The 12,196-nt window shown below is 61.0% G+C and carries 14 protein-coding genes; 7 read left to right on the top strand and 7 right to left on the bottom strand.

Features of this window, described 5'->3' with window-relative positions:
* The first annotated feature begins 6 nt into the window (after positions 1–6).
* Positions 7–894, top strand: coding sequence for a 3-hydroxyisobutyrate dehydrogenase (gene mmsB, locus ACA062_RS29515; protein WP_497454170.1), 888 nt, complete (start codon positions 7–9; stop codon positions 892–894).
* A gap of 244 nt (positions 895–1,138) precedes the next feature.
* On the opposite strand, the gene ACA062_RS29510 is transcribed toward mmsB, so the two are convergent.
* The 4 genes from ACA062_RS29510 to ACA062_RS29495 form a co-directional block, all read right to left on the bottom strand.
* A complete protein-coding gene (locus tag ACA062_RS29510) occupies positions 1,139–1,483 on the bottom strand; it encodes a cupin domain-containing protein (protein WP_128871164.1) in 345 nt (114 codons plus the stop codon).
* A 123-nt stretch (positions 1,484–1,606) separates the two neighbouring features.
* Entirely contained in the window at positions 1,607–1,978 is a 372-nt protein-coding gene (locus ACA062_RS29505; RefSeq protein ID WP_497454169.1) for a MerR family transcriptional regulator, read from the bottom strand.
* A gap of 48 nt (positions 1,979–2,026) precedes the next feature.
* Positions 2,027–2,602, bottom strand: coding sequence for an NAD(P)H-dependent oxidoreductase (locus ACA062_RS29500; protein WP_497454168.1), 576 nt, complete (start codon positions 2,600–2,602; stop codon positions 2,027–2,029).
* A gap of 45 nt (positions 2,603–2,647) precedes the next feature.
* Positions 2,648–3,532: a LysR substrate-binding domain-containing protein gene (locus ACA062_RS29495; protein ID WP_497454167.1), complete on the bottom strand. Its 885-nt coding sequence runs from the start codon at positions 3,530–3,532 to the stop codon at positions 2,648–2,650.
* Between the two features lie 234 nt (positions 3,533–3,766).
* Between ACA062_RS29495 and ACA062_RS29490 the strand changes: the two genes are divergently transcribed.
* The gene (locus ACA062_RS29490; protein ID WP_497454166.1) at positions 3,767–4,531 is read left to right on the top strand and encodes a sulfite exporter TauE/SafE family protein; all 765 of its coding nucleotides are present in this window, start codon (positions 3,767–3,769) and stop codon (positions 4,529–4,531) included.
* Here the strand turns inward: ACA062_RS29490 and ACA062_RS29485 are convergent.
* Positions 4,521–4,835 (bottom strand): putative quinol monooxygenase, encoded by a 315-nt coding sequence (locus ACA062_RS29485; RefSeq protein WP_497454165.1) that lies wholly within the window; start codon positions 4,833–4,835, stop codon positions 4,521–4,523. The genes ACA062_RS29490 and ACA062_RS29485 overlap by 11 nt on opposite strands.
* A 160-nt stretch (positions 4,836–4,995) precedes the next feature.
* On the opposite strand from ACA062_RS29485, the gene mdaB reads away from it, so the two are divergent.
* From mdaB to ACA062_RS29465, 4 genes are all read left to right on the top strand, one after another.
* The gene (mdaB, locus tag ACA062_RS29480; RefSeq protein ID WP_497454164.1) at positions 4,996–5,586 is read left to right on the top strand and encodes an NADPH:quinone oxidoreductase MdaB; all 591 of its coding nucleotides are present in this window, start codon (positions 4,996–4,998) and stop codon (positions 5,584–5,586) included.
* 163 nt (positions 5,587–5,749) lie between these two features.
* Complete coding sequence (locus ACA062_RS29475; RefSeq protein WP_497454163.1) at positions 5,750–6,661, top strand: LysR family transcriptional regulator; 912 nt, start codon at positions 5,750–5,752, stop codon at positions 6,659–6,661.
* Positions 6,662–6,764: 103 nt separating this feature from the next.
* Positions 6,765–7,658, top strand: a complete 894-nt coding sequence (locus ACA062_RS29470; protein WP_497454162.1) for an NAD-dependent epimerase/dehydratase family protein — start codon at positions 6,765–6,767, stop codon at positions 7,656–7,658.
* Between the two features lie 218 nt (positions 7,659–7,876).
* Positions 7,877–9,322 carry a SulP family inorganic anion transporter gene (locus tag ACA062_RS29465; protein WP_497454161.1) on the top strand — a complete coding sequence of 482 codons (1,446 nt, stop codon included), beginning with the start codon at positions 7,877–7,879 and terminating at the stop codon, positions 9,320–9,322.
* Positions 9,323–9,330: 8 nt separating this feature from the next.
* Here ACA062_RS29465 and ACA062_RS29460 read toward each other — a convergent pair whose 3' ends face one another.
* Positions 9,331–9,876, bottom strand: coding sequence for a hypothetical protein (locus ACA062_RS29460; protein WP_497454160.1), 546 nt, complete (start codon positions 9,874–9,876; stop codon positions 9,331–9,333).
* 37 nt (positions 9,877–9,913) lie between these two features.
* Entirely contained in the window at positions 9,914–10,165 is a 252-nt protein-coding gene (locus tag ACA062_RS29455; protein ID WP_155001020.1) for a hypothetical protein, read from the bottom strand.
* A 484-nt stretch (positions 10,166–10,649) separates the two neighbouring features.
* Here ACA062_RS29455 and ACA062_RS29450 point away from each other — a divergent pair, with 484 nt between their 5' ends.
* Complete coding sequence (locus ACA062_RS29450) at positions 10,650–12,107, top strand: N-acyl-D-amino-acid deacylase family protein (RefSeq protein ID WP_497454159.1); 1,458 nt, start codon at positions 10,650–10,652, stop codon at positions 12,105–12,107.
* The last annotated feature ends 89 nt before the right edge of the window (positions 12,108–12,196 follow it).

The following is a 12,196-nucleotide window of genomic DNA, read 5'->3' as shown; positions in this document are numbered from 1 at the left end:
CCGGACATGAAAATCGCTTTTATCGGTCTCGGCAACATGGGCGCGCCGATGGCGCGCAACCTGATCAAGGCCGGCCATTCGCTGCGGTTGGTCGACCTGAACACCACCGTTCTGGCAGAGCTGGAGCAACTGGGTGGCAGCATCAGCGCTTCGGCCCGTGAAGCGGCAGAGGGTGCCGAAATGGTGATCACCATGCTGCCTGCCGCGGTGCATGTGCGCAGCGTCTGGCTGGGCGAAGACGGGGTGCTGGCGGGTATCGCCAAGGGCGTGCCGGCCGTGGATTGCAGCACCATCGATCCGCAGACCGCCCGTGATGTGGCCGCGGCCGCCGCCAGACAAGGCGTGGCCATGGCCGATGCGCCGGTTTCCGGCGGTACTGGCGGTGCGGCCGCCGGGACCCTGACGTTCATGGTCGGTGCCACACCTGAATTGTTCGCCACCCTGCAACCGGTGCTGGCGCAGATGGGCCGTAACATCGTCCGTTGCGGCGAAGTCGGCACCGGGCAAATCGCCAAGATCTGCAACAACCTGCTGCTCGGGATTTCCATGGTCGGCGTCAGCGAAGCCATGGCGCTGGGCGAGGCGCTGGGAATCGACAGCACGGTGCTGGCGGGCGTCATCAACAGTTCGACCGGACGTTGCTGGAGCTCGGAGATGTACAACCCGTACCCGGGCATCGTTGAAACGGCGCCGGCATCGCGCGGCTACACCGGCGGTTTCGGTGCCGAACTGATGCTCAAGGACCTGGGGCTGGCCACGGAAGCGGCACGCCAGGCTCACCAGCCGGTGGTGTTGGGCGCAGTGGCGCAGCAGTTGTATCAGGCGATGAGTCAGCGTGGGGAAGGTGGCAAGGACTTCTCGGCGATCATTAACAGCTATCGCAAACCGCAATAACGATTTGTGCCAAACAGGGGCTTTTGTGGCGAGGGAGCTTGTCGGGGCGCCGCATCGTCCCGCTGGTTCGCGAAGCGGACCTGAAACCGGCGAATGCGGTGTTTCAGTGATAAACGCATTTGGCCGCTTTTACGACTGCTGCGCAGCCGGGCGGGAGCAAGCTCCCTCGCCACAGAGCTGAAATGTCATTTCTGAAAGCGTACTTACCGGGAGATCACGTCGGGTGATCTCCCGGTTTTTTATATCAGGCAAACACGAAATACTTGCGCACGGTCTCCACCACTTCCCAGGTGCCTTTCATGCCCGGCTCGATGACGAAAATATCACCGGCGCGCAGATGGATCGGCTCCTTTCCTTCTGGGGTGATAATGCAGTACCCCTCGCGGAAATCGCAGTATTCCCACTTCACGTATTCCACGTACCACTTGCCCGGCGTGCAGATCCAGGTGCCCATGATCTTGCTGCCGTCTTCGCTGGTGTAGGCATTGAGGTTGACGGTATGCGGGTCGCCTTCGAGTTTTTCCCATTTGCAGGCGTCGAGCACCGGCAGCGGGTGGGTGTCGCGAAGAACGGTAATGGATGCGGTCATGTGGACTCCGGGCCTTGAGCTATAAGAAGTAGCGTTCGAGAACTGAAGACGCACCCTATAGCGTCGGTTCGCCGGTCAGTTGTCTGGGGTCGACATCGAACTGTCCAGAAACGCGCCATACCCTCAAAGACTTTCCAGCGGACAATCGATCCGGGCCTGCAGGAGACTGCCCTCGAACTCGACCAATTGCTCGTGCTGGTGCGCGAGCGTGGCAATCCGCTCGCTTATTTCGCGCTTCTTGGCCACGATGGCCTGCTGCGCCAGTGCCCAGGGCATGGCCTGGCCTTGATGACCGGCAAAGATCGCCTGCAACTCCTTGAGCCGGAACCCCAGCTGCTGAGCGCATTTGATGAAGATCAACAGGTCGACGCTTTGCTGGTCGTAGACGCGGTATTTACCCAAGCGCCGGGCAGCCGGCAGCAAGCCGATCGACTCGTAATGGCGGATGCTCTTGATCGTGGTTCCCGAGCGTTGCGCGGCTTGGCCGATGTACATGAAAAGTCCCTTTTTGCCGTGATACAGCCCGGCGCATTATCGGCAGACTCAGCGGCTGGCGATAGCCTGGGCTTGCAACAGCCAGGCTTCACGCTGTCGTGGGCTTGCGCCGAGAATCGGGCCGAACGTGAGTGTGCGTTGTGGCTCGATGCCGCAGAAGGCGAGGGTGGTTTTCCGTATCTGGTGCAGTCCGGGCATGCGATAGACCCAGCGGTAGTACCAGGGTGGCGTGTCCATCGTCACCAGTAAATGCGCGCTACGACCGTGCAGCAACTTCTCGGGAAAGGCTTTGCCTTCGCGATATTTGAAGGCGAAACCGGGCAGGAATACCCGATCGAAAAATCCCTTGAGCAAGGCTGGGATTCCACCCCACCAGATTGGATAAACCAGCGTCAGATGCTCGGCCCACAGGATGTCTGCCTGGGCCTGGCGCAAGTCCGCTTCCAGTGGTTGAACCTGTTGATAGCCTTCACGCAGCACCGGGTCAAAGTCCATCCTGCCCAGAAACAACTGGCGCACCTCATGTCCGGCGCGCAACGCCGATTGTGTGTAACGCTCGGCGAGCGCAGCGCAGAAGCTGTTGCTCGACGGATGACCCAGAATCACCAGAATTCGCTTGCCCATCGTTTCTGTCCTTGAAGAGGAAACTCCAAGGGTAAAGTCTGCCCCTCAGGGGAGAGTCAAGGCGTGCAGCAAGGCCTTGGCGTAACCGGGCAACACCGCGAAGTCCCGGGCGCAGAGCAGGAGCTTGCGCTGGGCCCAGGGTTCTTGCAGGGCGAGGCCCTTGAAGGACGTTTCACTGGACCTGCGTTCGACTGCAGCGAGTGGCACGATCGCCAGTCCCGCCCCCCGGGCGACCATGCGCATTACCCCGTCGAAACCATCGGCGCGGATCCGGATCTGCAGGCGCGCGCCTGCGTGCAGTGCCTGTTCTTCAAGGTAGACGGCCAAGGCGCTGTTGGCGTTCAGGCCGACGTAGTCGTGGTGCAGGGTGTCGCTGAAGCTGACTGAACCGGCGTCCGCCAAGGGATGATCGCGCGGCATGATCAGCACCAGCGGATCGTCACGAAACGGGCGGGTCTGCAGGTCATCGGTGTCTACGGCGTCGGACACGATGCCGAGGTCTGCCGCGCCCTCGCGCAAGGCGTGGGTGATGCGAGTGCTGGGCAGTTCTTGCAGGTCGATGTCGAGGTTGGGGTGCTCGCGCAGGAAGTCCGCGAGCAACTCTGGAAGGTACTCGGTGATCGCTGTGGTGTTGCACAACAGCCGTACTTGGCCTTTGACGCCTTGGGCGTAGTCGGCCAGATCCTGCTGCATGCGTTCGGCCTGTTGCAGCAAGACGCGAGCGTGCTGCGCCAGCGCTTTGCCAGCGGGGGTTGGCGTGACACCGCGACGACCGCGCTGCAAGAAGTCGGTGCCGAGTGAGGATTCCATGGCGCGGATTCGTGCGCTGGCTGCGGCGAGGGACAGATGACTGCGGGCAGCGCCGGCGGTGATGTTGCCGGTGTCGAGGATGTTGAGGTAGAGGCGCAGGTCGGTCATGTCGAAGTGCATCGAGGCTGCCTCTGGATGTTAGTTGTCTGGTCTGACGCCTTCGCGGGCAAGCCCGCTCCCACATTTGATCTTCAGTGGACGCTCGATTTGCGGCAGACGGTGATCCCTGTGGGAGCGGGCTTGCCCGCGAAGACGTCAGTAGCCCCAGCGAAAGCTTCAGCCTCTACCATATCAAGAGGCAGCCTCAGTATATGACAGATTTCCAAGCAGCCAATCCAGGCCCAGGATAAGCCCATGAATACGCTCGCAACGTTCTACCAAAACCTTGGTCTTAGCCTTACATTGCTGGTCATCGCCACCTTCCTGCTGGCCGGCATGATCAAGGGGGTCATCGGCCTCGGCCTGCCCACCATCGCCATGGGCCTGCTCGGTCTGGCTATGGCGCCGTCGCAGGCTGCGGCGTTGTTGATCATCCCCGCGACCCTCACCAACGTCTGGCAATTGGCCTTTGGCGGGCATTTATCGGGGTTGGTCAAACGGTTGTGGCCGATGCTGCTGGCGATCTTCATCGGCACCGCTGCCGGCACGGTGTGGATCGGCATGACGGGTGGTCACTGGGTGGTGCGGGGACTGGGGGCGGCGTTGTTGCTGTACGCGTTGAGCGGTCTGTTCCTGCCGACCTTGCGCATCAGCGGTAGCAGCGAGCACTGGCTCGCTCCGCTTTGCGGGCTGGTGACGGGTGTGATCACCTCGGCCACCGGGGTCTTCGTGATTCCGGCGGTACCGTATCTGCAAGCGCTGGGTTTGAGCAAGGATGAACTGGTGCAGGCGCTGGGCCTGTCATTCACCGTCTCGACCCTGGCCCTGGCCGCCGGCCTGGCATGGCGCGGCGCCCTGGGCGGTGGCGAGTTGAGTGCGTCGTTGCTGGCGCTGATCCCGGCGGTGCTTGGCATGTTGCTGGGGCAATGGCTGCGCCAGCGGATCAGTGCCGTGCTGTTCAAGCGTGTGTTCTTCATCGGCCTCGGCGTGCTCGGTGGCCACTTGCTGATCAGCGGGTAGCGGACGACGGGCTGAGCATGTCGATGGCGCGGATCTCGAAATCCCGTTCCAGGTACTCATCGCGCTGCTCGAGGAACTGCTTCATGTGCGGCAGGTTCGAGTGCACGTCCAAGTGAGCCTGGGACTGCCAGATCTCGAAGAAGATAAACAGCGTCGGGTCCTGTTTGTCGCGCAGCATGTGGTATTCGATGCAACCGGGCTCGGCGCGACTCGCTTGCACATAGCCATGGAAGAGCGCTTCGAAGGCAGCGGATTTTTTCGGGCGGGTCTTGGCGTGCAGGATGAAGCCTTGAATTTCACTCATCAGAAATGTCCTTCAGTTAAGAATCGAAACTAGCTTATGGCAACAATCGCCTGTCGATTCGTGCGTATTGGTCAAATGATTTTTGTGAATTCAGCGCTTATTCCACGCGAGGCAGATCGATAGTCTGCCGCCATCGAATTCCAACCTTCCGAGACCTCTGATGAAAAAAGTCCTGTTGCTCAATGGCGGCAAAAAGTTCGCCCACTCTGATGGCCGCTACAACACCACGCTGCATGACGCCGCGCTGAGTGTGCTGGATCGCGGCGGCGTGGACGTGAAAGCCACCTTCATCGACGAGGGTTACGACGTCGCCGAAGAAGTTGCCAAATTCCTCTGGGCCGACGTGATCATTTATCAGATGCCGGGCTGGTGGATGGGCGCACCGTGGACTGTCAAAAAGTACATCGATGAAGTCTTCACCGAAGGTCATGGCAGCCTCTATGCCAGTGACGGCCGTACCCGTTCCGACGCGTCGCAGAAATACGGCAGCGGCGGTCTGTTGCAAGGCAAGCAATACATGCTGTCGCTGACCTGGAACGCACCGCAGCAAGCATTCGACGACCCCACCGACTTCTTCGAAGCCAAGGGCGTGGACGCGGTGTACTTCCCGTTTCACAAGGCCAACGAATTCCTCGGCATGACCGGGTTGCCCACCTTCCTGAGTGTTGACGTGATGAAACGCCCGAATATCGAGGGCGATGTGGCGCGTTACGAGCAGCATTTGACCGAGGTGTTTGGTCTGCCTGCCTGAATTTTTCCGGCTAGTATCCGTCGCAACGGCGGGAAAGATCGCAGCCTGCGGCAGCTCCTACAGATGGCGTACACCCAGGATTCGGGGAGGCGCAATCCTTGTAGGCGCTGCCGAAGGCTGCGATCTTGGCGATTCAAGCCATGCCTATTGTGAGAGGACACCCGTGAAAGCCAGATCCGATGAATTGCAGATTTTCGTCTGCGTGATTGAATGCGGGTCGATTTCCGCTGCGGCCGAGCAGGTCGGGCAAACGCCTTCAGCAGTCAGCCGCACCTTGTCCAGGCTGGAAGCCAAGCTCGATACCACACTGATCAACCGCACCACGCGGCGCATGGACCTGACCGAAGAGGGCAAGTACTTCTTCGAGCACGCCAAGCTGATTCTCGATCAGATGGACGAACTTGAAGAGCGCCTGACCTCACGCCAGCAAACCCCGTCCGGGCGCCTGCGGATCAACGCTGCCTCGCCGTTCATGCTGCATGCCATCGTGCCGTATATCGATGAGTTTCGCAGTCTCTATCCGGACATCCAGCTCGAACTCAACAGCAACGATTTGATCATCGACCTGCTCGAGCAAAGCACCGACATCGCCATCCGCATCGGCACGCTGGCTGACTCGACCTTGCACGCCCGCTCCCTGGGCTGCAGCCCGCTGCACATCGTCGCCAGCCCGGCGTACCTTGAAAAACACGGCGTACCGCTTGCCGTGGCGGATTTGTCCGGGCACACGCTGCTGGGCTTTACCCAGAACGAAGGCCTCAACCAGTGGCCGCTGCGTTATGTGCACGGTGATCGCTGGCCGATCCAGGCATCGATCAGCGCCTCAAGCGGCGAGACGATCCGGCACCTGGCACTGGCAGGCCAGGGCATCGCCAGCCTGTCGCATTTCATGACGATCGACGACATCCGCGCCGGGCGTCTGCAACTGCTGCTGGCGGAGTTCAATAGCGGTTATCGTCAGCCGATCAATGCGGTGTACTACCGTAACTCGCAACTGGCCCTGCGCATCCAGTGCTTCCTGGACTTCATCCAGGGCAAATTGGCGGAATACGCGATAGCGGACTTCAAGGGCTGATTCGTGATCCCTGCGCAAGAGTGAATTGGGCCACGCTGCCTGTTTCCCCAGGCATCACTCCTCGATACTGGTTGCATCACTTACTGACGCAGGGAGTTTCTCCATGAACGTATTCATTACCGGCGCTGCCGGTTTTATCGGCGGCTCCATCGCCACCGGTCTGGTCCGGGCAGGTCACAAGGTTACCGGCCTGGTGCGCAGCGCCGAACAAGCCAATGAACTGAGCGCACTGGGCATCACCCCAGTGATCGGCACGCTGGACGACAGCGCACTACTGGCCGAACAGGCCCGGGCTGCCGATGCCGTCATCAATGCCGCCAGCAGCGACCATCGCGGCGCAGTGGACGCCTTGCTCGATGCGCTGCGCGGCTCCAACAAAGTGTTCCTGCACACCAGCGGGTCGAGCATCGTCGGCGATGCGTCGGGTGGTAAATCCAGCGACGTCGTCTATTACGAAGACAGCCTGCCGGAGCCGACGGTCGACAAGGCTGCTCGCGTGGCCATCGATAACCTGGTCCTCGCCGCCGCCAAAGACGGGGTGAACTCAGCCGTTATCTGCAACACCCTGATCTACGGTCACAGCCTGGGCGTCCATCGTGACAGCGTACAGTTGCCGCGCTTGCTGAAGCAGGCACGCAAAAGCGGTGTGGTCCGGCATGTCGGCCCGGGCCAGAACATCTGGTCCAACGTGCACATCGAAGACGTGGTGTCCGTGTACCTGCTGGCGCTGACCAAAAACGTACCCGGCACCTTCTACTTCGTCGAAAGCGGTGAGGCGTCGTTCATCGACATGACCACTGCGATTGCCCAAGCGCTGAAGCTGGGCGCGCCACAAGACTGGCCGCTGAAAGAGGCCGAAGCCGAATGGGGTTATGAAATGGCCAACTATGGCCTGGGTTCCAACAGCCGGGTTCGCGGCAAGCATGCGCGTGAACTGCTGGGCTGGGCGCCGAAGCGGACCTCGGTGGTTGAGTGGATCCGGGACGAGATGGTTTGAGTTCGCTTTAGATCGTGTCGCTGCCATCGCGAGCAAGCTCGCTCCCACAGGTTTTGTGTCGCTCACGCAATGGGCGAATGACACAAAACCCTGTGGGAGCGAGCTTGCTCGCGATGGCATTTTCAGCAGCCCAACAACTGGCCGGGCCGCCCTCAATTCCGTAACATCCGCACCCTCTTTACCGGCCATTCCCCCGCGGCCAATATGTTGGGTAAACCATGAAACCAAAACCTCTGCGCGCCGATGTCCTGGCCGGGCTCACCACCTCTTTCGCCTTGCTGCCCGAATGCATCGCCTTCGCCCTGGTTGCCCATCTCAATCCTTTGATGGGGCTTTACGGCGCCTTCATCATTTGCACCCTGACCGCGCTCTTCGGCGGGCGGCCCGGCATGGTGTCCGGCGCCGCCGGATCGATGGCGGTGGTGATCGTCGCGCTGGTGGTGCAGCACGGTGTGCAGTACCTGCTGGCCACTGTGCTGCTGGGTGGGCTGATCATGCTGGCGTTCGGACTGCTGAAGCTCGGCAAACTGGTGCGCATGGTGCCGCACCCGGTGATGCTCGGCTTCGTCAACGGCCTGGCGATCATCATTGCCCTGGCCCAACTGGAGCACTTCAAGAGCGGTGACGCCTGGCTGAGCGGGGCGCCGCTGTACCTGATGACGGGGCTGGTGGCGGTGACGATGGCCATCGTCTACCTGCTGCCACGTTTGACCCGTGCCGTGCCGCCGGCACTGGTGGCGATTCTGGGCGTTGGCCTCGCGGTTTATCTGCTCGGCCTGCCCACCCGCACCCTGGGCGACATGGCGCATATTGCCGGTGGCTTGCCGACCTTTGCGCTGCCGGACATCCCCTGGAATCTGCAAACCCTGCACATCATCGCCCCCTACGCGATTTTGATGGCGCTGGTCGGCCTGCTGGAAACCCTGCTGACCCTGAACCTCACCGACGAGATTACCGAAAGCCGTGGTTTCCCGGATCGCGAATGCGTGGCGCTGGGGGCGGCCAACATGGTCTCCGGTGTGTTCGGCGGCATGGGCGGCTGCGCGATGATCGGTCAGACGGTGATCAACCTCAGCTCCGGTGGTCGTGGCCGACTGTCCGGTGTAGTGGCCGGTGTGCTGATTCTGGTGTTCATCCTGTTTCTGTCGCCGCTGATCGAGCGTATCCCGCTGGCCGCACTGGTCGGGGTGATGTTCGTGGTCTCACAGCAGACATTTGCCTGGGCTTCATTGCGGGTGCTGAACAAGGTGCCGCTGAACGACGTGTTGGTGATCATCGCCGTCACGGTGATTACGGTGTTCACCGATCTGGCCACTGCGGTGCTCTGCGGGATCATCATTGCCGCGCTGAACTTCGCCTGGCAACAGGCTCGCGAGCTCTATGCCGACGCTCATATCGAAGCCGACGGCAGCAAGCTGTATCACCTGCATGGCACGCTGTTCTTCGCCTCGACTGCACCTTTCCTCAATCAGTTCGATCCTGCCAACGACCCTGCGCATGTGACCCTGGACTGTCGTCACCTGAGATTCGTCGACTACTCGGCGATCGCCGCGCTGAAAACCCTGCGTGAGCGCTATACCAAGGCCGGCAAACATCTGCACGTGTTTCACCTGTCCGAGCGCTGCAAGCAAATGCTCAAGCGGGCAGGGGGCGAACTCGGCTGATTCGACGGCTACAGGGCGTCTGATGCGTTGCACAATCGGGCCGTTTCCAGCGCCACTGTCGATGGGTTGCCGGTGGTATCCAGACGTTGCAGCGACATCAGGCACTGGCCGCTTTCGAGCATGATCAGCTCATAGTCCTTGCCGGCCTGCGGGGTGAAACGCAAGCTTTGCTGGCAGCTGTAGGAATACCCGTTGGACACGCTTCCCTGGCTCTGGAAGTTCACCGTAAACGGCTGATTGGCCGGGACCTTGAGTTCTGTGCGCACCAGATCCGCGGCTTGCACCTGGGTCTGACTGACCGGCATGCCCAGGTTTTGTCCATTGCGACTGGCGAACCCCGACTGCGCCACTGCCATGACCCCGGCACCGGGACTGCTCCAGTCGATGCAGCCCCGCGCCGGCACTCCGCGCGCCATGCCATTGGTGATCACCCGCATGCGCGCGGTGTTACCCGACGTTGGCTCCGCGTAAGGCGTGGAATAGGAGCGCACGTTGGCCAGGTTACCGCAGCCGCTCAACGTCAACGCAATGGCCGTAACCAGTATTGTTCTCATGGAAAGATCCCTTGATCCAGACGAAAAGCCAATCGCCTCAGCGACACTGATAAGGGCTCTCGCCGCTCAGTTCCTTGCCTGTCGCGTTGTCACGAATGATCACGGTCGCACCGGGTGACGCCTGGCACAGGGCATTACGCACGGTGTAGATGCCGCGCCCCTGAGTGGTCACTGTGCCCATCTTCAGTGGCGCTCCCGAAGCATCCTGGCCACTGACCTGATACTCACCCGACATCGTCACACAGCCGCTTAACGTCAGCAGCAAACCTGCACCGATAGCAAATTTCATGGAATTGTTTTCCTTGTTTTGATAGATCGCCGCTGGCATCAGGCACAGCGCAAGTTTTGTCTCTTCAGTGGGCAGGCGTGCACGCCTTCAGTGTGCGGAAACTTGGCTGGGTACACAGATCCAGATCTCGCGACGGCTGCAACAGTAATTGTTGGGCGGGCGCCGGCGGATCAGCGGCCAGGGCGGAAAACTGCCGCACAGTCCCAGCAACAACCCCATCACCGCAATGCAATTGGCAGACTGCGAGGCTGTGAAGACTGGGCGCACTGTGTCGTGATCGGCCAAGTAATCCCGTGGCCAAGAGAGAAAAATCATTTCGCATCCCTGTGAAATTTAACTGACTGCCTTGTGTGGGATCAGGTCCGCGCCTGGCGCGACAGCTCAGCGTGCCGTCTCCGGCAACGTGGCTAGGAGCACTAAATCAGAAGAAGATTCATATCAAACAAAAAGAAATATGCTACATGCAGCGCAAATGGAGACTGACATGAAGTACGACACGCTGATTCGCAACGCCCTGATCATCGATGGCAGCAACGCCCCCGGTTATCCCGCCGACGTGGCGATCCTGAACGGCCGTATCGAGCGCATCGGTGACCTGCACGATGCCAGCGCCACCGAAGAAATCGACGCCGCCGGCCGCGTATTGGCGCCAGGTTTCATCGACGTGCACACCCACGACGACACGGTGGTGATCCGCCAGCCTCAGATGTTGCCCAAGCTCAGCCAGGGGGTGACCACGGTGATTGTCGGCAACTGCGGGATCAGCGCTGCGCCGGTGAGTTTGCGTGGCGATCCGCCCGATCCGATGAACCTGCTCGGCACAGCCGCTGCGTTTGTTTATCCGACGTTCAGCGACTACCGCGCCGCCGTCGAAGCGGCGAATACCACGCTGAACGTGGCGGCCCTGGTCGGCCACACCGCATTGCGCAGCAATCACCTCGACGACCTGTTTCGCAGCGCCTCGCCTGAGGAAATCGGCGCGATGCGCGACCAGTTGCGTGAAAGCCTGGAGGCGGGTGCATTGGGCTTGTCCACAGGTCTTGCGTATGCGAGCGCGTTCTCGGCCTCCACCGACGAAGTGATGCAACTGACCGAAGAGCTGAGCGCGTTCGGCGCGGTGTACACCACCCATTTGCGCAGCGAATTCGAGCCAGTACTGGAGGCCATGGATGAGGCGTTCCAGATCGGCCGCCATGCGAAAACCCCGGTGATCATTTCCCACCTCAAATGTGCCGGCGCCGGTAACTGGGGGCGCAGTCCGCAACTGCTGGCATCCCTTGAACAGGCAGCGAAAACTCATCCGGTGGGCTGCGACTGTTATCCCTATGCCGCGAGCTCATCGACCCTGGACCTCAAGCAAGTGACCGATGCCCATCGCATCACCATCACCTGGTCCACGCCGCACCCGGAGTTGGGCGGCCGCGACCTGATGGACATCGCCGCCGAGTGGGGCGTGCCGCTGCTCGATGCCGCCCGCCGCCTGCAACCGGCTGGCGCCGTGTATTACGGCATGGACGAGGCCGATGTACGAAGAATCCTCGCGCATCCGCTGTCGATGGTGGGCTCCGACGGTTTGCCGGAAGACCCGTTTCCGCATCCGCGCTTGTGGGGCGCGTTCCCACGGGTTCTGGGACATTTCAGTCGCGATGTGGGGCTGTTTCCACTGCACACCGCGGTGCACAAGATGACCGGATTGTCGGCAGCGCGGTTCGGCTTGAAGCAACGGGGCGAAATCCGCGAAGGACACTGGGCGGATCTGGTGTTGTTCGATCCCGTGACCATTCGCGACGTGGCGGACTTCAATGACCCGCAACGGGCAGCGGAAGGGATTGATAGGGTTTGGGTCAATGGCGTGTTGAGTTACTGCGAGGGGCAGGCGAATGGCAAAAGGGCAGGGCGGTTTCTGGCGCGGGAAGGGGATTTGCGCAGAGGCTTTCATTGATCGTGGTACGCAGAAACACATAGCAATGTAGGAGCTGCCGAAGGCTCGGGCCGCGTTCGGACGATCTTTTTATCTTTGTCTCATGGAGG

The sequence above is a fragment of the Pseudomonas sp. LBUM1679 genome, from assembly GCF_059695565.1.
Note: the sequence above shows the minus strand (reverse complement) of the source record. Positions and strands in the feature narration are given on the sequence as shown.